General features: G+C 73.5%; 24 protein-coding genes. 12 read left to right on the top strand and 12 right to left on the bottom strand.

The genetic code is table 11. The features are described 5' to 3' along the window. Positions 1-69 precede the first annotated feature (69 nt). Positions 70-699: a hypothetical protein gene (locus ACIP82_RS18480; protein ID WP_363605963.1), complete on the top strand. Its 630-nt coding sequence runs from the start codon at positions 70-72 to the stop codon at positions 697-699. A 196-nt stretch (positions 700-895) separates the two neighbouring features. Here ACIP82_RS18480 and ACIP82_RS18475 read toward each other — a convergent pair whose 3' ends face one another. Beyond that, the gene (locus ACIP82_RS18475; RefSeq protein WP_363605964.1) at positions 896-1,384 is read right to left on the bottom strand and encodes a MarR family transcriptional regulator; all 489 of its coding nucleotides are present in this window, start codon (positions 1,382-1,384) and stop codon (positions 896-898) included. 88 nt (positions 1,385-1,472) lie between these two features. Beyond that, positions 1,473-2,750: a hypothetical protein gene (locus tag ACIP82_RS18470; protein ID WP_363605966.1), complete on the bottom strand. Its 1,278-nt coding sequence runs from the start codon at positions 2,748-2,750 to the stop codon at positions 1,473-1,475. A 170-nt stretch (positions 2,751-2,920) separates the two neighbouring features. Here ACIP82_RS18470 and ACIP82_RS18465 point away from each other — a divergent pair, with 170 nt between their 5' ends. Continuing rightward, positions 2,921-3,511, top strand: coding sequence for a DUF4291 domain-containing protein (locus ACIP82_RS18465; RefSeq protein WP_400654406.1), 591 nt, complete (start codon positions 2,921-2,923; stop codon positions 3,509-3,511). Between the two features lie 6 nt (positions 3,512-3,517). On the opposite strand, the gene ACIP82_RS18460 is transcribed toward ACIP82_RS18465, so the two are convergent. Together ACIP82_RS18460 and ACIP82_RS18455 are read right to left on the bottom strand one after the other, a co-directional pair. Further along, positions 3,518-5,203 (bottom strand): RICIN domain-containing protein, encoded by a 1,686-nt coding sequence (locus ACIP82_RS18460; protein WP_400654404.1) that lies wholly within the window; start codon positions 5,201-5,203, stop codon positions 3,518-3,520. Between the two features lie 260 nt (positions 5,204-5,463). Then, entirely contained in the window at positions 5,464-5,703 is a 240-nt protein-coding gene (locus ACIP82_RS18455) for a chaplin (RefSeq protein ID WP_363605969.1), read from the bottom strand. A 232-nt stretch (positions 5,704-5,935) separates the two neighbouring features. On the opposite strand from ACIP82_RS18455, the gene ACIP82_RS18450 reads away from it, so the two are divergent. From ACIP82_RS18450 to ACIP82_RS18435, 4 genes are all read left to right on the top strand, one after another. After that, positions 5,936-6,187 (top strand): chaplin, encoded by a 252-nt coding sequence (locus tag ACIP82_RS18450; RefSeq protein WP_400654402.1) that lies wholly within the window; start codon positions 5,936-5,938, stop codon positions 6,185-6,187. Positions 6,188-6,522: 335 nt separating this feature from the next. Then, entirely contained in the window at positions 6,523-6,765 is a 243-nt protein-coding gene (locus ACIP82_RS18445) for a chaplin (protein WP_363605971.1), read from the top strand. 111 nt (positions 6,766-6,876) lie between these two features. Continuing rightward, complete coding sequence (locus tag ACIP82_RS18440; RefSeq protein ID WP_363605972.1) at positions 6,877-7,146, top strand: chaplin; 270 nt, start codon at positions 6,877-6,879, stop codon at positions 7,144-7,146. A gap of 119 nt (positions 7,147-7,265) precedes the next feature. Further along, positions 7,266-7,634, top strand: a complete 369-nt coding sequence (locus ACIP82_RS18435; RefSeq protein WP_400654399.1) for a hypothetical protein — start codon at positions 7,266-7,268, stop codon at positions 7,632-7,634. A 105-nt stretch (positions 7,635-7,739) separates the two neighbouring features. Here ACIP82_RS18435 and ACIP82_RS18430 read toward each other — a convergent pair whose 3' ends face one another. Beyond that, positions 7,740-8,396, bottom strand: coding sequence for a hypothetical protein (locus tag ACIP82_RS18430; RefSeq protein WP_363605975.1), 657 nt, complete (start codon positions 8,394-8,396; stop codon positions 7,740-7,742). A gap of 301 nt (positions 8,397-8,697) precedes the next feature. On the opposite strand from ACIP82_RS18430, the gene ACIP82_RS18425 reads away from it, so the two are divergent. From ACIP82_RS18425 to ACIP82_RS18415, 3 genes are all read left to right on the top strand, one after another. Next, on the top strand, positions 8,698-9,042 hold the full coding sequence (locus ACIP82_RS18425) for a rodlet layer protein (RefSeq protein ID WP_363605976.1): 345 nt from the start codon (positions 8,698-8,700) through the stop codon (positions 9,040-9,042). Between the two features lie 75 nt (positions 9,043-9,117). Beyond that, entirely contained in the window at positions 9,118-9,462 is a 345-nt protein-coding gene (locus tag ACIP82_RS18420; protein ID WP_363605977.1) for a rodlet layer protein, read from the top strand. A 217-nt stretch (positions 9,463-9,679) separates the two neighbouring features. Beyond that, complete coding sequence (locus ACIP82_RS18415; protein ID WP_363605979.1) at positions 9,680-9,937, top strand: hypothetical protein; 258 nt, start codon at positions 9,680-9,682, stop codon at positions 9,935-9,937. Positions 9,938-10,011: 74 nt separating this feature from the next. Here ACIP82_RS18415 and hemB read toward each other — a convergent pair whose 3' ends face one another. The 7 genes from hemB to ACIP82_RS18380 form a co-directional block, all read right to left on the bottom strand. Continuing rightward, positions 10,012-10,992, bottom strand: coding sequence for a porphobilinogen synthase (hemB, locus tag ACIP82_RS18410; protein WP_363605980.1), 981 nt, complete (start codon positions 10,990-10,992; stop codon positions 10,012-10,014). 82 nt (positions 10,993-11,074) lie between these two features. After that, positions 11,075-12,742 carry a uroporphyrinogen-III synthase gene (locus ACIP82_RS18405; RefSeq protein WP_363605982.1) on the bottom strand — a complete coding sequence of 556 codons (1,668 nt, stop codon included), beginning with the start codon at positions 12,740-12,742 and terminating at the stop codon, positions 11,075-11,077. Further along, positions 12,739-13,749 (bottom strand): hydroxymethylbilane synthase, encoded by a 1,011-nt coding sequence (hemC, locus tag ACIP82_RS18400; RefSeq protein WP_363605983.1) that lies wholly within the window; start codon positions 13,747-13,749, stop codon positions 12,739-12,741. Before hemC ends, ACIP82_RS18405 begins: the two co-directional genes overlap by 4 nt. 41 nt (positions 13,750-13,790) lie before the next feature. Next, positions 13,791-15,131: a glutamyl-tRNA reductase gene (locus ACIP82_RS18395; protein WP_363605985.1), complete on the bottom strand. Its 1,341-nt coding sequence runs from the start codon at positions 15,129-15,131 to the stop codon at positions 13,791-13,793. 31 nt (positions 15,132-15,162) lie between these two features. Beyond that, positions 15,163-16,050: a redox-sensing transcriptional repressor Rex gene (locus ACIP82_RS18390; RefSeq protein ID WP_363605987.1), complete on the bottom strand. Its 888-nt coding sequence runs from the start codon at positions 16,048-16,050 to the stop codon at positions 15,163-15,165. Between the two features lie 101 nt (positions 16,051-16,151). Further along, a complete protein-coding gene (locus ACIP82_RS18385) occupies positions 16,152-16,907 on the bottom strand; it encodes a 3'-5' exonuclease (RefSeq protein WP_363605988.1) in 756 nt (251 codons plus the stop codon). A 162-nt stretch (positions 16,908-17,069) separates the two neighbouring features. Next, on the bottom strand, positions 17,070-17,354 hold the full coding sequence (locus ACIP82_RS18380; protein ID WP_363605990.1) for a glutaredoxin family protein: 285 nt from the start codon (positions 17,352-17,354) through the stop codon (positions 17,070-17,072). 130 nt (positions 17,355-17,484) lie between these two features. On the opposite strand from ACIP82_RS18380, the gene ACIP82_RS18375 reads away from it, so the two are divergent. From ACIP82_RS18375 to ACIP82_RS18365, 3 genes are all read left to right on the top strand, one after another. After that, positions 17,485-18,558, top strand: a complete 1,074-nt coding sequence (locus ACIP82_RS18375) for an HAD family hydrolase (RefSeq protein ID WP_400654393.1) — start codon at positions 17,485-17,487, stop codon at positions 18,556-18,558. Between the two features lie 625 nt (positions 18,559-19,183). Then, a complete protein-coding gene (locus tag ACIP82_RS18370) occupies positions 19,184-19,966 on the top strand; it encodes an ECF subfamily RNA polymerase sigma factor, BldN family (RefSeq protein WP_400654551.1) in 783 nt (260 codons plus the stop codon). 262 nt (positions 19,967-20,228) lie between these two features. After that, positions 20,229-21,551 carry a DUF5667 domain-containing protein gene (locus ACIP82_RS18365; protein ID WP_400654392.1) on the top strand — a complete coding sequence of 441 codons (1,323 nt, stop codon included), beginning with the start codon at positions 20,229-20,231 and terminating at the stop codon, positions 21,549-21,551. Positions 21,552-21,647 lie beyond the last annotated feature (96 nt).

The raw sequence follows: 21,647 nt of genomic DNA, 5'->3' as shown, positions 1-21,647 counted from the left end.
GGTAAGGAGCACGTCCGGAGGGACGCCGGACGTGCGGGGGTCTGTCGATTCCGGCGAATTCCGGTGAGGATGGTCCGAGTGTCCGAGGCGCAGGACGGCTACGACGAGGCGGCGGGTGGCTCCCGCAGGCGCGCCGAGGCCGCACGCGGGGGTACGGGAGCGGGTACGGGTCGCGGCGGTCGCGGCGGCGAGAGGCGGGGTGAGGGACGCGTGGGGGTGACATACAAGTACTTCGGCGCACCCGACCGGGCCACCGCCGCCAGAGTCCCCACCGCGCTGGGCCCTGGCGGGCTGGGCCTGGACGCGGGCGAACTCGGCTCGCTGGGGCGGCTCGGCGACCTGATGGAGACCAGCGGCTCCCCCAACGGCCACCTCTCCACCAAGATCAAGCCGGAGACCATGAGCGCCATGGTCCTCACCGGCATCCAGGGCGTGCCGCTGCACCAGGTCCCGCCGCTGGAACTGGTCGTGCTGCACCCCGACTACGCGGTCGTCCAGCTCCCCCAGAACGTCGTCGAGCCGCTGCGCAAGGCCGACGAGACCGAACTCGGCGCCGCCGCCTTCATCTGGTCCACCGTGCCCGACCGCCGGGGCCCGCGCGACGCCTTCGTGATCTACAGCATGCTGCACGAGTGGCAGGACTTCGCCAACCGGCTGCACGACGCCGGGCACCAGCTGTACTGCCTGGTCTGGCCGTGACCCCGGGGCCGGCTGCTTTCTGATCGACCGACAGCAGCGTTTCCCCAAGGGCCCGAAGGGACCGCCGGCCAGGGTCGGGGCCCGGCGACGGAGACTTTCCTGCGGCCGATCACGGTGACAGCGGCGTCCGGAGTGACCGTCAGCAAGCCTGTGCAGAGCACCGCCGGGGCGAGTGGGAGCCGCCGGGCCGCCGCCCTCAGCCCCGGGGGCGGCGGGCCCTGCGCACCACGCGTTCACTCTCCACCGGCTCCGCCAGCGGGCCGTCCACCAGCCGCGACAGGGCCGAGACGAAGAACTCCCGTTCGGGCTCGGGCAGCGACTCCAGCACCTCCCGGTGCACCCGGTCGGCGATCGCGGTGCCCTGTGCGACGGCGTGCCCGCCCGCCTCGGTCACCGAGATGATCCGGGCCCGGCGGTCGGTGGCGGACGGACGGCGCTCGGCCAGGCCCGCCTTCTCCAGTTCGTCGACGGTGACGACCATGGTGGTCTTGTCGAGGTCGGCCAGTTCGGCCAGCTGGATCTGGGTGCGCTCGGCCTCCTGCGCGTGGAAGAGCACGCAGTAGGCGCGCGGGGTGATCCCGAGCTCGGTGAAGGCCGCCGCCATCCGGGTCGCCAGGACGTGGCTGGCGTGATCCAGCAGTCCGGAGATGTCGCGGATCTGGCGCACGGGCGGGATCGTCGTCATACGTCCGAGCGTAGCAAGGCCGTCTGCTGGCGGATGATCCCGTTGACCAACTAAACGCGGGGCGCCGACACGGGCGGGGCTGTCGGGCCTACGGGATGCCGAGCTCGAACAGCGCGTACCCGGCGTACCAGCCGGCCGCGATCACCGGCATCGCGAACAGGCCCACCAGCGTGGACAGCCGCAGCCGGCGCAGCGCGATCGCCAGGCCGATGAAGAGCGGGAAGGCCGGCAGCAGATACCGCGAGATGTTGCCGAAGATCTGGTTGCTGCTCAGCGCGGTGAAGACGGTCAGCGCCGTGTAGACCACCAGCACCAGCGGCGGCCGGGTGCGCAGCAGCAGCACCAGCAGCCCGGGCAGGGCCATCAGCAGGGCGATCGCGATCAGGTCGGGGGCCGGATTGGACTGCCAGAAGGTCCAGTGCCCGGTGATCACGTCCAGCGCGCTCCGGAAAGTGGAGGCGCCCCAGTCGAAGTAGCGGTTCCAGGCGCCGCGCTGGAGCTTGAAGTAGCCGCCCCAGTCGTCCATCCGGTAGCCGACCCAGGCCACGTACCAGAGCAGGCCCCAGGGGGTGATCAGCATCGCGGTCAGGGGGCGCGCGATGCCGTCGGTGCGCCGGATGAGTGCCACCAGCGCCGCGATCGAGACGGCCGCGATCAGGGCGGCGGCGGTCGGCCGGTTGAGGCCGGCCACCAGGGCGAGCAGGCCCGCGGTCAGCCAGCGCCGCGTCATCACGCAGTAGCAGGCCCAGGCGGAGAGCGCGACGAACAACGAGTCCGAGTAGACCGCCCACTCGACGCCCGAACCGGGGAACAGCCCCCAGACCACCGCCGCGATCACGCCCGCCCTGAAGCCGCCCAGCCGCTCGGCGATCGCGAAGATCCCGGCCGCCGCGAAGAAGGAGGCCAGCACCGACACCACGATGCCGGAGCCGTACGGGCCGAGGCCGGTGACCGCCCCCACCAGGTTCATCAGCCACGGGTAGAGCGGGAAGAAGGCCGCCGAGTTCTCGTAGTAGGTGGCGAGCGGATAGCCCTCCAGCCGGATCAGCTGCGGGTCGTAGCCGAACTCAGCGATCCGCTGGTACCAGACGCCGTCCCAGGTGCCGAGCACGTCCCAGGGCTGGGCACCGCCGCCGCGGCCCGGGTCCTTCTTGAGGTAGTCCCCGGTGTGCGACAGCAGCAGCATGAAGACGGTCAGCCCGGTGGCCTTCACCACCGCGTACGCGCCGAGCGCGGGCGCGAAGCGGTCCACCAGGGCGGCGAACCCGCCCCGGCCGGGCTCCACCGCCTCGTTCTCCCCCGCGAGCGGGCGCGACGACGTGCCGGACTCGGTGCTCGACGATTCGGTGCTCGATGCCGTGCTCATCAGCTCTGGACTCCCCGCCCCCGCTCGTGACCGACGCTGCTACGAACACAGCGACGCCGGCCGAGCCTACGGCACCACGCCAGGGACGCCGGCGGCAGCCGCCCCCGAGCGGCCGGTCCACGGCGAAAACCGGTGGCGCGCGCTGCGGCGGTACGCGGACGATCCAGGGTATGCCCGACGAAATCCCTCCCGTCCGTCAGATCCGCGCGGCCCACACCGCCGGTACCGTCACCGTGTACCAGGCCTTCGGCCCGGAGATCGCCGGCCCGGCCGCCGCGGACGGGCGCTTCCCGGCCGCGTTCAAGCGGGACCGGATGACCTGGGTCAAGCCGTCGTTCCTCTGGCTGATGCACCGCAGCGACTGGGCCCGCGGTGCCGGCCAGGAACGGGTGCTGGCACTGGAGATCAGCCGGGCCGGCTTCGACTGGGCGCTCGGACAGGGGGTGTTGAGCGCGTACACCGGCCGGGTGCACGCGTCGAAGGACGACTGGAAGCGGGAGCTGCGACGCAGTCCGGTCCGGGTGCAGTGGGATCCGGAGCGGGACGTGCGACTGCGGCCGCTGGCCTGGCGGGCGGTCCAGATCGGGCTGCGCGGTGAGGCGGTGCGGCGGTACGCGGACGAGTGGATCAGCCGGATCACGGATGTCACGGCGCTGGCCGAAGAGGTACGGCGAACCGGGGACAGCGGGTTGCTGCCGGTGGAGCTTCCGTACCCGCTGGACGCCTCCGCCGCCGCCCGGTTGGGGGCGGCGGCGGGGTAGCGCCGGTCAGCCGTGCAGGTAGACGATGCCGAGCTTGGTGAGCTGCCAGAGCCGGCCGGCCGCACCGGTGTCGGCGGCGAGCTCGACCAGCGGGTTGCCCTTGGCGTCGAGGTCGCCGCTCGCGGTGACGACCTTGCTCCGGTCCTGCGAGTCGGCCAGCTTGTAGAGGCCGTCGCCGGCCGGCTCGAAGATCCAGTGCTGGTTGCCGCCGCCGTTGCAGCGCCACTGTTCCAGCCGGGTGCCGGGGGCGGTGGAACCACCGGTGGCGTCCAGGCACATGTCCCGGTTGCCGCTGAAGTCGAGTTCGTAGCCGCCGCCCTGCTCGGCCTCCAGGACGAAGGACTGGTTGAGGCCGCCGGTGGCCGGATAGGTGATCGCGTTCCGGCCGTTGGTGGCGTCGCCGTAGGTGCCGCCACCGGAGAGGTCGAGCACCCGGCCCGTGGCGGGGCTGGTCAGCTGGTACCAGGCGCCGTCCTCGGGCCCGTCGCCGAACGGCCTGCCGGGGGTGAGCGGTTCGATCGACGTGGTGTTCTGCTGGTTGAGGGTGCAGTAGGCCTGCTGCTGGCCCGGCCGGGCGTAGAACTGGCCGAGGCAGCCGCCCTCGCCGCGGTAACCGGCCACCCTCAGGTGGTACGACTGGCGAACCATGTTCATGCAGAGACCGGGGATGCCGATCTGCTGGTCGCAGCCGTTGCGGACCCACTCGGACAGGTTGATGACGTCCCCGTTGGTGTACTCGTACGGGGAACTGGTCCACTCCGCGCAGACCTCGTGGCCGAAGGCGACCCGCCGCTGGTCCAGGTACCGGACGCCGGGCACCTGTTCGGCCGCGCCGCGCAGGGTGTCACTGAAGACCGGGACCACCCAGTTGTGCCCCCAGGCGAGGTCCTCGGGGAAGGCCGGGCAACCGTCGGCGACCTTGCCGAGGTAGTCGTTGCGGCGGATGTCGGGGGTGATCGGGTTGAAGTACGACTGGTAGACCAGCTGGTAGGAGGAGTCGGCGTAGCCGGCCGCCCGCATGGTCTGCCGGATGTTCCGCAGCGCGGCGACCACCTTGGGCTGGACCTTCCCGGCCCGCTGGGCGATCTCGTCGCTGCCGACGGTGTCGCGGCAGCCCTGGTCCTTGGGGATCGGGAAGTACTGCGCGAGGCAGTGCATCATGATCCCGCTGAAGTCGAAGTCGTCGTTGGCGCCGATCGTGACGACGACCATTTTGACGTCGTACCGGCCCGCCACCTCGGCGAGTTGGACGTCCTGCTTGCGCTCGCCGAAGTCGCCGCTGCCCGGCCCGGTGATCTTCGCCAGCTCGGGGTCGCTGACCAGGTCACCGGTCTGGGCGCCGGAACAGGCGAGGTCGACGGGGGTGACGCCGGGGATGCCGGTGACGAAGATCTCCGACCTGGGGTGCCGGTGGCAGTAGTTGGTGGGGGTTTCGGTCTCCGGGAAGTAGCCGTCGCCGGTGTCGGTACCGGCGCCCTCCCCGGAGATGGCGCTGTCGCCGAGGGCGACGATCGCGGCCGGGCGGGCGGGGCCGGCCGCCGGGGCGGCCGGGCCGGGGTCGGCGAGGGCGGCGGGGGCTCCGGCCAGGCCGAGGGTGGCGATGAGGGCGCCCGCCGCGAGCAGCGCGCCGTACGGGGAGCGGCGCGCGGCCGTCCGACCTCGCCGCGCACCTGCCGATCGTGACCTGATCACACGCGACTCCTTGCGGGGTGGGGCCGCCCGGCCGGGGGCGCCGGACGGTTCGGAGCAAAGGAAGGTGAGCAGGTCTCACATTCTAGGTACTGACAAGTAACGCAACAAGGCTTCGGACAGCGCCGGGAGTTGACGCCACCGCGGGCCCGGGCGGACCAGGAGGACCGACATCCGGGGCCCGGAAAAGCGGAGAGCCGCCGCCCCGCGCCCCAGGAGGGAAGCGCGCGGCGACGGCTCACGCCGGCCGAACCGGGCGTGGATCAGCCAGCGTTGACGCAGTGGTTGCCGAACGCGGGGTTCAGCAGACCGACGATGTCGATGGTGTTGCCGCACGCGTTGATCGGGATGTGCACCGGGACCTGGATCTGGTTGCCGGAGATGACGCCGGGGGAGCCGGCGGCGACACCCTCGGCGCCGGAGCTGGCCACCGCGGAGCCGGCACCGGCCGCCACGATGCCTACCACGGCGGCACCGACGGCGGCCGTCTTCTTGATGCTCATAGGAGCCTCCTGACTATTCGACAGATATGCACGGGGAGTGCGACATCTCCAACGACACCCGCCCGGCCCGGTTGCTACGACGCGCCCACTGTCACCCGACCGGCTCAACGGGCCGGGGCGGCCAGGCATTTGGGTGATCACCGGAGCCGACCGTTTCCCGCCGGGCGCTGCCTCGTTCTCCCTGGCGGAACACACTCCACCCAGGCCCCTCTCACGAATCGAGATACCGCACATGCGCAAGCTCGCCCACGGCGTCCTCGGCACCGCGGCCACCGCCGCCCTGCTGGCCGCCGGCGCCGGCGCCGCCTCGGCCCACCACCTCCACGGCGCCTCCGCCGAGGGTGTCGCGGCCGGCTCGCCCGGGGTGATCTCGGGCAACCAGATCCAGGTGCCGGTACACGTCCCGATCAACCTGTGCGGCAACAGCATCGACATCATCGGCCTGCTCAACCCGGCGTTCGGCAACCACTGCGTCAACGCCTGACCCGTCCGGGGGACGCCGCCCGGCTCCACCGTCGCGAGGCCCGACGACTCCCGGGAGATCCGCGGCCGTCCGCCGCCCGCGTTCCGCGCGGAGCGGCGGACGCTCCGGAATTCCTCCTGGTCGCGCCTTCGCGCGAAACAATCCCGGCCGTGCGGGAATTGTTCGCGAGACACGGAAACGAGGCGGCCGCGGAACGTCCGAGCCACGGACGGAACACGCCGCTCTGCGCCGCCGGAGTGACAATCACGGAAAATCCAGAAGCCATCGGGCGATGATTTCACTTTCGCCCGGATCCCGACATTCCCAACCCGTCGGGCAGAAAACGGAGGAAAGACATGCGCAACATCAAGAAGGCCGCCGTCCTGTCCCTCGCCACCGCCGGCCTGGTCGTCGGCGCGGCCGGCGGCGCGTTCGCCAGCTCCGGTGCCGAGGGCGTCGCCGCCGGCTCCCCCGGTGTGCTCTCCGGCAACCAGATCCAGATCCCGGTGCACGTCCCGATCAACCTGTGCGGCAACAGCATCGACATCATCGGCCTGCTGAACCCGGCGTTCGGCAACCACTGCGCCAACGTCGGCTGAACCCCGCGGTCGCCGTAGCGGCGACCGCCGGTTCACCGAGCCCGGGCCGCACCCCGCGACCTGCGGGGTGCGGCCCGCTCCACCCGTGTGTGATCGAGGAGATCTACCCCCATGCAGAACGTGAAGAAGGCCGCCGTCCTGACCGCCGCCGCTGCCGGCCTGGCGCTGGGCGCGGCGGGCTCCGCCGTCGCCAGCTCCGGTGCCGAGGGCGTCGCCGCCGGCTCCCCCGGCGTCGTCTCCGGCAACCAGATCCAGGTGCCGGTGCACGTGCCGGTCAACCTGTGCGGCAACTCCATCAACATCATCGGCCTGCTGAACCCGGCGTTCGGCAACCACTGCGCCAACGTCGAGGCGCCCCCGGTGCACGAGGACGACTGCTGATCTCCGATCGGCACGCGTTCCGCCGTCCTGCCCCCCGACCAGCCGGCCGGGGGGCAGTTCGGCATCCCCGGGCGCACCCCGGCCGCCCGGGAACCCGATCCCCCGAAGGGTGATTCCGCATGATCTCGATCTCGAAGAAGAGCGGGGCCGGCCTCGCCGCCGCCCTGGGCGCCGCCATGCTGCTCGGCGCGGGCACCGCGCACGCGGCGCCCGAAGGCGGTGCCAACCTCCAGCGCACCGACGTCGGCCAGGCGCTCGGCGGTGCGACCACCGGCCTCGGCTACGGCGTCGCACCGCTCAAGGACCTGCGGGTGGACCCGTGGGCGCAGTCCTCGGCCGACGTGCTGAACAACGGCGCGACCGTCCAGCCGGAGAACTCCGGCCTGGCGCCGGTCAGCACCACCACGCTGACCGGCCCGCTGAGCGCCGGCGGCGGACCGCGGGACCTGCCGGCCGTCGGCGCGCTGCTCGGGCTGCTGCCGGGCTGATCCCGCGCCCCGGGCTCCCGGCCGCCCGCACACAGCCGAGAGCCCGGTGCCCCGTCCGTCCGGAGGGGGCACCGGGCTCTCGTCGGCCCGGGGCCGGGTGAGGCCTCAGAGCTGGGTGAGGCCGGTGACGCCGGACTGCTGCACCACGCCGGTGGTGGTGGCGGTGGTGGTCTCGGCCAGGTTCCCCACCGAGTCGGTGACCGAGATCCGCTCGTCCTCGTTGCCGAGGCTGGCCTTGGCGCCGGGGACGGCCTGCACCGTGCCGGTGATCAGTCGCGGGTCGATCTCGCCCACCTTGAGCCGGCCGTCGGCGAGCTGGCCGGTGCCGTCCTGGACGAGGGCGAGCGGCCGGCCCAGCCCGACGCCGGGGGTGTCGGCGTGCAGCGGCGCGGCCGGGGCCTCCAGCAGCAGCTCGCCGAGCGCGGCGCCCCGGTCGACCAGCGGCAGCGGCAGATCGGCCTTGGCGGTGGGGCCGACCTTGCCGGTGCCGAGCGCGGGCAGGATCCGCTCCGGGACCAGCGCGTCGCCGGTGGTGTGCCCGGGCACCGGCGGCATCACCAGGGAGGCCGGGATACCGCCGGAGATCCGGCTGCCCAGCGGGGTGAGCGGCAGGTCGAGCGGGACCTGCTGGGTGGCCAGCTGGTCCTCCAGGGCTCCGACCTGGTCGGGGTTGACCGCAGCGGCGGACGCCGCCCCCTGCGAGGCGAGCACGCCCGCACCGACCGCCAGCAGCATCGCGCCGGCCCGCTTGGAGAACTTCATGCTTTTCACCGTTCTGCCTGTCCGTACTGGAGATCTCTGTGGCACGGCTGCGCGGGCGCAGCCGAAAGCAATCTGTCTCAACGAGACAACCGGAGTACGGATTGCGGCGATTAGCCTGTTCGGCTTAATAATCAGACCGGAAACCCTCGCCCGTCGCGCCTCCCGGACTCTTTTCCAAAATCCCCGTAACCTTCCGTGCCGTCGTTCTTTGATCTGAATGTCAGTGACCGCAGACCGGGCCTGAGCGTTGTACGCGTTGTACGCACGGAATCCAAAAAGCATTTCAGAGAGGGATCTCCCCATGATCCAGAAGTCCTTCGCCGCCGCCGGGCTCGCCGCGGCCGCGCTGGCCGTGACCGCGGCGCCGGCCTCGGCCATCGGCGACGCGGACGGCGCCGCCGGGTCCTTCCAGGGCAACGGTGGCACCAACTTCACCGGCACCGTCGGCGACAACAGCCCGAACTTCCACTTCCTGGACAACGCGAACGTCTGCCTCCCCGAGATCCACAACATCGCGGTCGGCGTTCTCGGGGTGGCCGTCCCGGTCGAGGTCCCGATCGCCAACAGCGGCGGCAAGCAGTACTGCACCCAGGGTCAGGGCACCCAGAGCAAGGGTGACGGTGGCATCTCCCACCTGATCGGCTGACCTGCCGCCCACCCGCACCACCCCTGAACCACCCTTCGAATCGCTCCCCGATTCACCCTCGAGAGGAAACCGGAAATGATCAAGAAGTCCCTCGCCGCCGCCGGCCTGGCCGCCGCCGCCATCGCGATGTCCGCCGGCTCGGCTTCCGCCATCGCGGACGCGGACGGCTCGGCCGTCTCGGTCCAGGGCAACGGCGGCACCAACCACACCGGCACCGCCGGCAACAACAGCCCGAACTTCCACACCCTGGACAACCCGAACGTCTGCCTGCCGGAGGTCCACAACATCGCGGTCGCCGTCATCGGCGTCGCGGTGCCGGTCGAGGTGCCGATCCTGAACAGCACCCCGAAGCAGATCTGCAACGTCGGCCAGAACACCCAGTCCTCGGGCGACTCGGGCGTCTCGCACCTGATCGGCTGATTCGGGGCATGGCGCGGCCGGAGGGCCCGGGGAGGTCTCCCCGGGCCCTCCGGGCTGTACGGACCGGTCACCCGGACGGGCCGCCGCTCCCGCGTGCGGGCCGGGCGGGTGACAGGCCGTCGGCCCGGCGCGTGGGGCGCCGGGCCGACGGGAGCGGGTGATCACGTGTCAGTGACAGGGCGCTCCGGGAGAGCGTTCCGACAGAGAGGGCAGATCCATGAAGAGCAAGCTGGGCAAGGCCGCGCTGACCGCCTTCGGCGCGCTGGCGCTCGCGGGTGTCGCCACCCCGGCGTTCGCGCACGTCGGCCTCGCGGGCGGCGGCGAGTTCGTCGCCTCGGCGCACCCCGTGTTCGCCGCCGGTGAGTGGTGGGGCCTCGCGCACACCACCCACATCCACACCGGCGCCCAGGGCTGGGGCGCCGCCACCTCCACCGACGCGCTCGGCGGCGTGGAGGGCTTCGCCCACGTCGGCTGACGTACGGGTGTACGACGAAGGCCGGGCCCGGTGAGGGGCCCGGCCTTCGTCGTACTGGCTCGTACGGCGGTGGGCTACTTGAGCAGCGCGGCGGCCTCGACCGCCCAGTAGGTGAGGATCTGCTCGGCCCCGGCGCGGCGGATCGAGGTCAGCGTCTCCATGATCATCCGCTCCCGGTCGATCCAGCCGTTCGCCGCGGCGGCCTCGACCATCGCGTACTCGCCGGAGACCTGGTACGCCGCCACCGGCACCGGCGAGGCGTCGGCGACCTGCCGCAGGACGTCCAGGTAGGCCATCGCGGGCTTGACCATCACCAGGTCGGCGCCCTCCGCGACGTCCTGCGCCAGCTCCCGCAGCGACTCCCGGGCGTTCGCCGGGTCCTGCTGGTAGGTCTTGCGGTCGCCCTTCAGCGAGGAACCGACCGCCTCCCGGAACGGGCCGTAGAACGCCGAGGCGTACTTGGCGGTGTAGGCGAGGATGCCCACGTCCTGGTGCCCCGCGCCGTCCAGCGCCTCGCGGACCACCGCGATCTGACCGTCCATCATCCCGGACGGACCGACCAGGTGGACGCCCGCGTCCGCCTGCACCCGGGCCATCTCGGCGTAGCGCTCCAGCGTCGCGTCGTTGTCCACGCTGCCGTCGGCGGCCAGCACCCCGCAGTGGCCGTGGTCGGTGTACTCGTCCAGGCAGAGGTCGGACATGACCACCAGGGCGTCGCCGACCTCGGCGACCACGTCCCGGATCGCCTGCTGCAGGATGCCGTCCGGGTTGGTGCCCTCGCTGCCGACCGCGTCCTGCACCTCGGGCACGCCGAACAGCATGAGGCCGCCCAGGCCCGCCTCGGCCGCTTCGACGGCGGCCTTGCGCAGGGTGTCGCGGGTGTGCTGGACCACGCCCGGCATCGACGACACCGGGACCGGCTCGCTGACGCCCTCACGGACGAACAGCGGCAGGATCAGCTCCGCCGGGTGCAGCCGGGTCTCGGCGACCAGCCGGCGCATCGCCGGGGTCGAACGCAGCCGGCGGGGGCGGACGTACGGGAATTCAGCGGACACGGCTTCTCTCTCCGAACGGTTGTGCAGCGCCGGGGGCGGCGGGTCGGCCGCCCCCGGGACGAGTATGTCGAACAGCAGGGCCTCAGCGGGCCTTGCGGCGCGAACCGGGGCGGCGCTCGCTGGGCCGGTAGACCGGCTCACCGGCGGCGGTCGCGGTGTCGCGGCGCCTGGCCCCGAAGTCTGCCAGCGCCTGGGCCAGGGCGGCCGCCGACGGCGCCGGGGCCATCACGTCGACCCGCAGGCCGTGCTCCTCGGCGGTCTTGGCGGTGGCCGGGCCGATACAGGCGATGACCGTCACGTTGTGCGGCTTGCCGGCGATGCCGACCAGGTTGCGCACGGTCGAGGACGAGGTGAAGAGCACCGCGTCGAAGCCGCCGCCCTTGATCGCCTCACGGGTCTCGGCCGGCGGCGGCGAGGCGCGGACCGTCCGGTACGCCGTCACGTCGTCGACCTCCCAGCCCAGCTCGACCAGGCCGGCCACCAGGGTCTCGGTGGCGATGTCGGCGCGCGGCAGCAGCACCCGGTCGATCGGGTCGAACACCGGGTCGTACGGCGGCCAGTCCTCCAGCAGCCCGGCCGCGGACTGCTCACCGCTCGGCACCAGGTCCGGCTTCACACCGAAGTCCACCAGGGCCTGCGCGGTGGTCTCGCCGACCGCCGCGACCTTGATCCCGGCGAACGCCCGGGCGTCCAGGCCGTACTCCTCGAACTTCTCCCGGACGGCCCGGACCGCGTTCACCGAGGTGAAGGCGATCCACTCGTAGCGGCCGGTGACCAGGCCCTTGATCGCCCGCTCCATCTGCTGCGGGGTACGCGGCGGCTCGACCGCGATGGTCGGCACCTCCTGCGGTACCGCACCGTACGAGCGCAGCTGCTCGGAGAGGCCGGTGGCCTGCTCCTTGGTGCGCGGCACCAGCACGTTCCAGCCGAACAGCGGCTTGGTCTCGAACCAGGAGTGCGAGGAGCGGTGCGCGACCTGCTCGCCCACCACGGCTATCACCGAGGTCGCCGGGTCCACCGGGGCGGAGACCGGCGAGGGCAGCACCCGGGCCGCCTTCAGGTCGGCCGCGATGGTGGCCAGGGTCGCGGTGAAGGTGCGCTGGCGGGTGGTGGTGCCGGAGAGCGTCGCGCTGAGCGCGGACTCCGGCTTGCGGCCGTTGGAGACCAGCGCGTTGGCGGTGGCCGGCAGCTGCCCCAGGGTGGTGCGCACCACCAGGGTGGTCTCCGGCGCGCCCAGGTCCACCGGGCTGCCGGCGAGCAGCGCGGGACCGTCCACGAACCGGACGTCGGTGCCGCTGCCGCCGCGCAGCGGGACGCCGGCGTAGGCCGGCACGCCGACCGACTGGGCGACGCCCGGGATCACCTCGAACGGGATCCCGTCGCCCGCGCAGCTGAGCATCTCCTCGGCCGCGCAGCCGTCCAGGCCGGGGTCGCCGTCGACGGTGCGGACCACGTGCCGGCCGGAGCGGACGGCCTCGGCGACCAGCTTGGCCAGGTCGAACCCGGCCCCCTCCGCGCCCGGGGTGTGCACCTGCACACCGGCCGGACAGTGACTGCGCACGGCGGCGGCGGTCAGCGGATCGGCGACCAGGACGTCGGCCGAGGCGAGCACCTCGACCGCGCGCAGCGTCAGCAGGCCCGGGTCCCCGGGGCCCGCGCCCAGGAAGGTGCACCGGCCGGCGGCGGACGACCCGCCCGCAAAGGGGCTGTCGGCCGGGAACGGGGTGTCGGTGGCGGTGGTGGGGCTCATCGGGCTCGCTCCCCCATCAGGGCGGCCGCGCCCGCGTCGAGCAGCCGGGCGGCGAGGGCGCGGCCGAGGGCCGCCGCCTGCTGCTCGGCGGTCTCGTCGAGGACGATCGGACCGTGGGCGGACATCTTCAGCAGGGAGGTGCCGTCGACGGTGCCGACCACGCCCTCCAGCCGCAGTTCGGATCGGTGACCCCAGGTGGCCAGCGCGGCGACCGGCGCGGAGCAACCGGCCTCCAGGGTGGCCAGCAGGGCGCGCTCGGCGGCCACCGCGACCCGGGTGGGGGTGTGGTCGAGGGCGGCCAGCGCGGCGGTCAGCCCGGTGTTGGCGGTGGTGCACTCGACGGCGAGCGCGCCCTGGCCGGGGGCCGGGATCATCAGCTCGGGGTCGAGGTGACCGCTGATCTCGGCGCTGCGGCCGAGCCGGTTGAGGCCGGCCGTGGCCAGCACCACGGCGTCCAGCTCGCCGGAGGTGACGAAGCCGATCCGGGTGTCGACGTTGCCGCGGATCGCGACCGTCTCCAGCGCGGCGCCACGGGCTCGCGCCCAGGCGTTCAGCTGCGCCATCCGGCGCGGCGAGCCGGTGCCGATCCGGGCGGTGCGCCCGGCGCCGGCCAGCTTCTCCACCAGTTCGTCCAGGGCCAGGCCCTCGTGCGACACCAGGGCGTCACGGACGTCCTCGCGCTCGGGGACGGCGGCCAGCACCAGGCCCGTGGGCTCGGCGGTGGGCAGGTCCTTCAGCGAGTGCACGGCGAAGTCGATCCGGCCCTCCAGCAGCGCGTCGCGCAGCGCGGAGACGAACACGCCGGTGCCGCCGATCTGCGCCAGCGCCTCCCGGGAGGTGTCGCCGTAGGTGGTGATCTCCACCAGCTCGACGGGGCGCCCGGTGACCCGGGTCACCTCGCGGGCGACCATGCCCGACTGGGCCATGGCGAGCGCGCTGCGCCGGGTGCCGAGCCGCAGCGCTGCGGTCGCGGGCCGGGCCTGGTCGGTGAGCGGTTGACCATTCATGAGGTGATCGTCCCGGTGGTACTCGTGGGATGGCTGACGGTTCATCTGGTGCCCCCGCCGGAAGGCTGGGGCAGACCGCCGACGGGCGTGCCCGACACGGCGTGCACGGCCGCCGGGTCGAGGTCGAACAGCTCGCGCAGCGCGTCCGCGTAGGAGGCGCCGCCCGGCTCGGCGGCAAGCTGCTTCACCCGAACGGTCGGGGCGTGCAGCAGCTTGTCGACGACGCGGCGAACGGTCTGGGTGATCTCGGCGCGGGAGCGCTCGTCGAGACCGGGCAGCCGGGAGTCCAGGCGGCCCAGCTCGGCGGCGACCACCTCGGAGGCCATCGCCCGCAGCGCGACCACGGTCGGCGCGATCCGGGCGGCCCGCTGAGCCGCGCCGAAGGCGGTGACCTCGTCGGCCACGATGCCGGAGACGGCGTCCACGTCCCCGGCGCCGGGGGTGGCGGCGTGGGCGTGCGAGAGGCTCTCCAGGTCGACCAGCAGGGCGCCGGGCAGCTCGTGCACGCCGTGGTGGACGTCGCGGGGCATGGCGAGGTCGAGGAAGGCCAGCGGGGCGTCGCCGCCCCGGGCGGCGACGGCGGTGGCGACGTCCTCGGCGCTGATCACCACGCCGGCCGCGCCGGTGCAGGAGATCACCAGGTCGACGTCGGCCAGCGCCTCGGGCACCTTGGCCAGCTCGATGGTGCGGGCCACGTCGGCGCCGAGGATCTCGACCAGCCGCTCGGCGCGCTCGGGCGTCCGGTTGGCGATCAGCAGATCGGTGACGCCGGAGCGGACCAGGGTGGCGGCGGCCAGCGAGCTCATCGAGCCGGCGCCGACCACCAGGGCCCGCTTGCCCGCGATCTCGCCCGCGCCGGCCGCGACCTGCTCCAGGCCGAAGGTCACCAGCGACTGGCCGGCCTTGTCGATGCCGGTCTCGCTGTGCGCCCGCTTGCCGACCCGCAGGGCCTGCTGGAACAGCTCGTTCAGGCCGCGCCCGGCGGTGTGCTCGTCCTGGGCCTTGGCCAGGGCGTCGCGCAGCTGGCCGAGGATCTGGCCCTCGCCGACCACCATCGAGTCCAGGCCGCAGGCCACCGCGAAGAGGTGGTGGACGGCGCGGTCCTCGTAGTGGACGTAGAGGTGGGAGGTCAGCTCCTCCAGGTCCACCCCGCTGTGGTGGGCGAGCAGCAGCGACAGCTCGGCGACACCGGCGTGGAACTTGTCCACGTCGGCGTAGAGCTCGATCCGGTTGCAGGTGTTCAGCAGCGCGGCCTCGGCGACGGTCGCGGTGGCCGCCGCGTCGTGCAGCAGCCGGGTCGGGACGTCACCGGTCAGGGCGGCGCGCTCCAGCACGCCGACCGGGGCGGTGCGATGGCTCAGTCCTACGACAAGAAGACTCATGCCCGCCCCCTGGTGCCATGGTTCTCGGTGCTCACGCCGGCATCACCGCGGAGAGATCGCCCTCGCCGGGCTTGCCCTTGGCCGGCTCGGTCCCGTCCTTGGCCGGCTCGACGGCCACCCGGCCCTTGCCGCTGCCGCCCGCGGCGCGGCGCAGCTTGGCGGCGGCCGCCCGGACCGGTCCGGGGGCGCGGTCGAGCACGGACTCGGCGCGGTCCGGCTCCTCGCCGGCCTTGCGCTGCTCGTGGAAGGCCAGGATCTGCAGCTCGATGGAGAGGTCCACCTTGCGCACGTCCACGCCGTCCGGCACGGTCAGCACGGTCGGGGCGAAGTTCAGGATGCTGGTGACGCCGGCCTCGACCAGGCGGTCGCAGACCTGCTGGGCGGCGCCGGGCGGGGTGGTGATGACACCGATGGAGACGTGCTGGCTCTCCACGATCTCCTCCAGCTCGTCCATGTGGCGCACCGGCAGACCGGCCGCGCTGCTGCCGACCACGGCCGGGTCGGCGTCCAGCAGGGCCGCCACCCGGAAGCCGCGGGAGGCGAAGCCGCCGTAGTTGGCGAGCGCGTGGCCGAGGTTCCCGATGCCGACGATGACGACCGGCCAGTCCTGCGTCAGGCCCAGCTCGCGGGAGATCTGGTAGACGAGGTACTCGACGTCGTAGCCGACCCCACGGGTCCCGTACGAGCCGAGGTAGGAGAAGTCCTTGCGCAGCTTCGCGGAGTTGACGCCCGCGGCGGCCGCCAGCTCCTCGGAGGAGACGGTCGGCACGGAGCGCTCGGAGAGCGCGGTGAGCGCCCGCAGATAGAGGGGCAGGCGCGCGACGGTCGCCTCCGGGATGCCCCGGGCACGCGAGGGTCGGCGCGCGGCGCCCTGGTCGGGCGTCTGCGAACTGCTCTGTGGTGATCGGCCGATTGCCACGGTGCTCCTGTGGGTGAAGCTGGGCTTTGGCAGCCAGGCTATGCGTTTGTGAACGTGTGCACAAAGATGGTGTCCGTTTTGTCCCCGCACAGTGATGCGCATCACGCCGTCGACCCCATAGCACCGCTCTCTGTCGGCACCACCGCCGGGGGCCGTGCGCCCGGTGTCCGCAGGCCGTACGGAGCCTCCCTGCGGACCAGCGGGACGGGGGCCCCGGACTGCCGCGAACGCGCCCGGCCCAGCCTCGGCCACGGCACCCGGGCCGCCTCGCCCAGCGGCGCGGCCCACTCCTCGGGCGGGCAGGACGGAACGCCCGCGCAGTGCCGCAGCAGTTCGGCGGTGGCCCGGGCGTCGCCCAGCGCGGTGTGCGCCGCGAACCCGCCGAGGCCCGCCGCCTCGGCGCAGGCGGCCAGGCCGAAACCGCGGGCCTGGGGCAGGTGGGCGCGGGCCAGCCGCATGGTGCAGAGCAGCGGGACGGGCGGCAGCGGCACCCCGATCCGGGCGAACTCGCGACCCAGGAAGGCGTGGTCGCAGGTGACGTGATGGCCGACCAGCACCCGGCCGGCCAGCAGCTCCAGCAGCCTCGGCGCGATCTCCCGGAACCGGGGGGCGCCCTCGACGTCGGCCTGGGCTATCCGGTGCACATGGGTCGGGCCGACCGGGCCGAGCGGATCGAGCAGGGTGCAGAACTCGGTCTCCGGGCGCAGCGCCGCGTCCAGCAGCACCACCGCGACCTCGACCACCCGGTGCCGCCACGGGCTGCGGCCGGTCGCCTCCACGTCCACCACCGCGAACCCGCCGGCCGCCCCGGCCGCCTCCGGGCGGACGGGCATCCCTGGGGTCGGGCCGGGAAGCATGACGGCACTCCTGGTGTGCTCAGCCCCCCATGGCCGCGGACGCGTTCGATCGTAAGCCGACGAACGGGGCCGTTCCCCGGCCGGTCGCGGGTTTCTTCACAACGATTCGGCGAACCGCCCCCGCCGGTCGGCGGGGGCGGCGCGGGGCGGGACCCCCGGGGCTCAGGCGCCCAGCGCGGCGCGCAGCCGGCGCTCGTCGACCCGCCAGAAGTCGTGCTGGCGGCCGTCGATCAGGGTCACCGGGATCTGCTCCCAGTAGCGGCGGTACAGCTCCTCGTCCTGCGTGATGTCCTTCTCCTCGAACGTCGCGCCCAGCTCGCCCGTCACCCGGACGATCACCTCCCGGGCGTCGTCGCAGAGATGGCAGCCCGGCTTGCCGACCAGGGTCACGGTACGGTCGGCCGGCTTCGGGCTCGGGGTCTTGTCACGTCGCAGCAGTGGGCTCACCAGGCCATTGTGCGCCCGCCTTACACCCGGCCGGGCCGGACGTCCGGCCGGGCCGGGGCCGCCCGCCGTTCACCGCGCGGGCACGCCGCCGTCACGGCCGCTCCCGACCCGGCTGGCTATGCTCGATGCCATGGCCGTGCTCCGAAGGCTCCTCCAGACAAGGCGTCCCACCAGCGCGCGGACCGCCCTGGCGGGCGAGGCCGCGGCCGAGGCGGCGGAGGCCGCGCTGCGCGCCGAACCGGGCCCGGGGCCGACCGCCGGAGCCCCGGCCGCCGAGTCCGCCGGTGCCACCGGGACCGCCGAGCCCATCGGGGCCGTCAAGGACATCGGGACCACCGAGTCCACCGAGTCCGCCGGGACCGCGCCCGCGGCCGACAGGCCGGCCAGGGCCCCCAAGGCGCCCGCCGAGAACCACACCCCCGAGCGGGACGACCCGCGCGCCGCCGCCTTCTTCGACTGCGACAACACCATCCTGCGCGGCGCGGCGATCTTCTACCTCGGCGTCGGCCTCTACCGGCGCGGCTTCCTCACCCGGCGCGACATCGCCCGGTTCGCCTGGCAGCAGGCCTGGTTCCGCCTGCACGGCACCGAGGACCCGGACCACATGGCCGACGCCCAGCACACCGCACTCGGCCTGGTGGCCGGAAAGCGGACGGCCGACCTCGAAGCCATCTGCGAGGAGGTCTTCGAGGAGGTCATCGCCGACAAGATCTGGCCGGGCACCCGCGCCCTGGTCCAGATGCACCTGGACGCCGGCCAACGGGTCTGGCTGGTCACCGCCGCCCCGCTGGAGGTGGCCCGGGTCATCGCCCGCCGGCTCGGCATGACGGGCGCGCTCGGCACCGTCGCCGAGGCCAGGGACGGCCTCTACACCGGACGTCTGGTCGGGGATCTGCTGCACGGGCCCGCCAAGGCGGCCGCCGTCCGCGCACTGGCCCGCCGGGAGCGGCTCGACCTCGGCCGCTGCGCCGCGTACAGCGACTCGGCCAACGACATCCCGATGCTCTCGCTGGTCGGCCACCCGTACGTGGTGAACCCGGACGGCGCGCTGCGCCGGCACGCCCGGGCGCAGGGCTGGCGGGTGCGGGACTTCCGGACCGGGCGCAAGGCCGCCCGGATCGGCCTGCCGGCGGCGGCCGCGCTCGGCGTGATCGCGGGCGCGGCCGCCGCCGGGGTCGCACTGCACCGCCGGCACCGCGTCTGAACCGCCGGCGCCGCGGCCGGACCTTCCGGCGCCGCTGCCGAACCTTCCGGCAGCGCGGCCGGGACGAGGCGTCCCCGGGCGGGTGACCGGACGTCAACCAGCCCCCTGACCAGGCCCCTCGTACGGGCGAACTCCCCCGTGCCACCGCTCCGCCCGGATCTCCTGCGCACATCTGATCGCCACCGATCACTTTCGATCGTTCATCAGACGGGGAAAGTCGAGGGTTGCCGAGGCCCGAGGCAGGGAAACCGCCTTCCCGGCCCCCAAACTTGTCACCCAGCGCATCTGTTCGGTCACGTTGAGCCGGATGAACGATGACACGTTCGGTCGACATCAGTCAGATATGCACACTGCGCGGATCTCAAACGACCACTTCGACCACACGGTGTAGCTGTCATTGCACAAAGCGTTATTCTCTCCTGGATGCACGTCACCCACGCGCCCCTTTTGCCGGGCGGCGCGGGCGTGCTCTCCGCGCAGGCGGAGGTGATCCGTCCACAGTTCTGCCTCTGGGAGTCCCGTGTACCCACCCGTCCGGAACGACGCGCCTGCACCCTCCCGCCCGTCGCCCGCGCCCCTGCGCTCCCGCACCGGCCTCCGCGGCCGCCCGGCCTCCGCCCGGCAGATCTCCACCGGCCTGGAGCTGCTGCGCAGCCTGCTCCGCAGCCGGCTCCCCGCCCCGGCCCAACTCGTGACCGCCGGAGCCTCGTTCGACCCCGGCCGGCCGCACCCCGGCGGCCTCGCGCTGCGCACCACCGCCGCCGGTTCCGCCGGCGCCGGCTCACGCGGACGGACCGGCGCCACCGGCACCGGCGGCCGCAGCCGGGCCAGGACCGCCCCGAGCCCCGGCTACGAGACCGAGCACAACCCGATCATGGAGCTGGTCGAACGGGCCCAGGCCGGCGAGAGCGATGCCTTCGGCCGCCTCTACGACCACTACGCGGACACCGTCTACCGCTACATCTACTACCGGGTCGGCAGCCGGGCCACCGCCGAGGACCTCACCAGCGAGACCTTCCTGCGCGCGCTGCGCCGGATCGGCACCTTCACCTGGCAGGGCCGGGACTTCGGCGCCTGGCTGGTGACCATCGCCCGCAACCTGGTGGCCGACCACTTCAAGTCCAGCCGGTTCCGGCTGGAGGTCACCACCGGGGAGATGCTCGACTCCAACGAGTGCGAACGCAGCCCGGAGGACTCGGTACTGGAGTCGCTCTCCAACGCGGCCCTGCTGGACGCGGTGCACCGGCTCAACCCGCAGCAGCAGGAGTGCGTCACGCTCCGGTTCCTGCAAGGGCTCTCGGTGGCGGAGACGGCCCGGATCATGGGCAAGAACGAGGGCGCCATCAAGACCCTCCAGTACCGCGCGGTGCGGACGCTCGCCCGCCTGCTGCCGCCCGACGCGCGGTGAGCGGGCCGGTGACCGGGGAGATACCCGCCGGACCGCCACCGTCACCGCCGACGCCGCTCCGACACGTGCGGGTGAACGCCCCGGCCGGTGATCGGCGGCGCGTAACCGACCGCCCGCACCGCTCGTTGGCCAGCGTGCAAGCCTCCACCAGGCGTACGGTCAAGTCGAATTGCGACCTCTCACCCGATGGAGTGGCTTTGGCCCGCCGGGACAACCGCCCGGCAGGCCGGAGTGTCGACAACGACGAAGGGAGGTGTGGCTCGTGACGGCAAACGTGCTGGAGCACCGGCGGGCGAAGGCCTTCGCCGAGGCGCTGGAGGCCCACCGGGCAGAGCAACGCGGCGCCGCCGGTACCGGATCGGCCAACACCGCTTCCACCGGTGCCGGTTCGGCCATGACGGCCACGACGGCCGCGATGGCCGAGCTGGTCGGCATGACCGACGCACTCGGCGCGCTACCCGGACCGGAGCTGGACCGGCAGGTCAGGACGGTCCAACGCGCCCAGCTGATGGCCGCGTTCGAGCAGGCCTTCGCGGGCGGCCCGGGCGCCACCGTGCCCCGGCAGCGCAGGCACCGGTCGCTCCGGACCGCTCCGCGCGGCCGCTGGAGCCGCCGGTTCGCGATCGGCGGACTGGTCGCCGGGCTCGCCGTCGGCAGCCTCGCGGGCGCCGCCACCGCCAGTACCAACGCCCTCCCCGGCGACACGCTGTACGGCATGAAGCGCGGCCTCGAAGGGCTCCGGCTGAACTTCGCGGGCTCCGACAGCGAGCGCGGCGAGCTGCTGCTCGACCACGCCGCCACCCGGCTCGGCGAGGCCAAGAGCCTGGTCGGCCACACCGACCCGGCGGGCGCGCTCAGCCCGGGCACGGTCGAGCAGGTCCGGCGCGCGCTGGACGACATGCACGCCGACGCCCTCAAGGGCCGCGAGCTGCTGCGTTCGGTCTACCGCAGCAACGGCTCGCTGGACCCGATGCGCGCCCTGGCCGGGTTCGCCCAGGGCGAGGACGGCCGCTGGGCGGAGCTGCAGAGCAGGCTGCCGGTGCAGCTGACCCCGCAGGCACACCTGGTGGACCAGCTCTTCGACGACATAAGCGAGGACGTCGCGCCCCTGCGTCTGACCCAGCCGCCCGCCAAGAGCGGCAGCGGCCCGGCGGGCACCGGAGCGGGCGGCGCGAGCGGCGCGGCCTCCGGCACCACCTCCGCCGACACCCCGGCGGGCGGCGGCAACGCCGCACCCGGTGCCGGGCCGGCCCAGGGCGGCGCGGCCGCCGCCAACGGTGGCGGCAGGCCCGGCAGCACCGAGCGGGCCCCGTCCACCGGGTCGGGCCTGCCCGGCATCGGCAACGGCGGCGCGGTGCCGAGCGGCGTGCCGAGCAGCGCCGCGGACGCCGTCGGCGGGCTGGTCGACAACCTCACCAGCGGGCTCACCGGCGTCAAGCCCTCGCCGAGCGCCGACCCGGTGCCCGACCAGGCCCCGCGGCCGTCCGGCCCGCCCAGCGCCGGTGCCGGTGCCACGCCGCAGGGCGTCGAGGTGCCGCCGCTGGTCCCCGGCCTGCTGCCCGGGCTGCGGATCCTCGGCGGCTGACCCGGCCGTACGGACACGGGTGAGGGCCCGGCGGGTTCGCCGGGCCCTCACCCGGGCACCGTTCCGGAAGGCCGGCGGGGCGCCCTGTGGTTCGGA

Origin of the sequence: Kitasatospora sp. NPDC088548, from assembly GCF_044753005.1 — a bacterium.
Classification (GTDB): Bacteria; Actinomycetota; Actinomycetes; order Streptomycetales; family Streptomycetaceae; genus Kitasatospora.
Note: the sequence above shows the minus strand (reverse complement) of the source record. Positions and strands in the feature narration are given on the sequence as shown.

Bases quoted from the DNA above. Each gene is read 5' to 3' on its own strand.
- ACIP82_RS18415 (WP_363605979.1), top strand. From the start codon at position 9,680: ATGAAGAGCAAGCTGGGCAAGGCCGCGCTGACCGCCTTCGGCGCGCTG.
- ACIP82_RS18425 (WP_363605976.1), top strand. From the start codon at position 8,698: ATGATCCAGAAGTCCTTCGCCGCCGCCGGGCTCGCCGCGGCCGCGCTG.
- hemC (WP_363605983.1), bottom strand. From the start codon at position 13,749: ATGAATGGTCAACCGCTCACCGACCAGGCCCGGCCCGCGACCGCAGCG.
- ACIP82_RS18375 (WP_400654393.1), top strand. From the start codon at position 17,485: ATGGCCGTGCTCCGAAGGCTCCTCCAGACAAGGCGTCCCACCAGCGCG.
- ACIP82_RS18450 (WP_400654402.1), top strand. From the start codon at position 5,936: ATGCGCAAGCTCGCCCACGGCGTCCTCGGCACCGCGGCCACCGCCGCC.
- ACIP82_RS18430 (WP_363605975.1), bottom strand. From the start codon at position 8,396: ATGAAGTTCTCCAAGCGGGCCGGCGCGATGCTGCTGGCGGTCGGTGCG.
- ACIP82_RS18420 (WP_363605977.1), top strand. From the start codon at position 9,118: ATGATCAAGAAGTCCCTCGCCGCCGCCGGCCTGGCCGCCGCCGCCATC.
- ACIP82_RS18465 (WP_400654406.1), top strand. From the start codon at position 2,921: ATGCCCGACGAAATCCCTCCCGTCCGTCAGATCCGCGCGGCCCACACC.
- ACIP82_RS18385 (WP_363605988.1), bottom strand. From the start codon at position 16,907: ATGCTTCCCGGCCCGACCCCAGGGATGCCCGTCCGCCCGGAGGCGGCC.
- ACIP82_RS18395 (WP_363605985.1), bottom strand. From the start codon at position 15,131: ATGAGTCTTCTTGTCGTAGGACTGAGCCATCGCACCGCCCCGGTCGGC.
- ACIP82_RS18455 (WP_363605969.1), bottom strand. From the start codon at position 5,703: ATGAGCATCAAGAAGACGGCCGCCGTCGGTGCCGCCGTGGTAGGCATC.
- ACIP82_RS18475 (WP_363605964.1), bottom strand. From the start codon at position 1,384: ATGACGACGATCCCGCCCGTGCGCCAGATCCGCGACATCTCCGGACTG.
- ACIP82_RS18405 (WP_363605982.1), bottom strand. From the start codon at position 12,742: ATGAGCCCCACCACCGCCACCGACACCCCGTTCCCGGCCGACAGCCCC.
- ACIP82_RS18445 (WP_363605971.1), top strand. From the start codon at position 6,523: ATGCGCAACATCAAGAAGGCCGCCGTCCTGTCCCTCGCCACCGCCGGC.
- ACIP82_RS18440 (WP_363605972.1), top strand. From the start codon at position 6,877: ATGCAGAACGTGAAGAAGGCCGCCGTCCTGACCGCCGCCGCTGCCGGC.
- ACIP82_RS18480 (WP_363605963.1), top strand. From the start codon at position 70: ATGGTCCGAGTGTCCGAGGCGCAGGACGGCTACGACGAGGCGGCGGGT.
- ACIP82_RS18470 (WP_363605966.1), bottom strand. From the start codon at position 2,750: ATGAGCACGGCATCGAGCACCGAATCGTCGAGCACCGAGTCCGGCACG.
- ACIP82_RS18435 (WP_400654399.1), top strand. From the start codon at position 7,266: ATGATCTCGATCTCGAAGAAGAGCGGGGCCGGCCTCGCCGCCGCCCTG.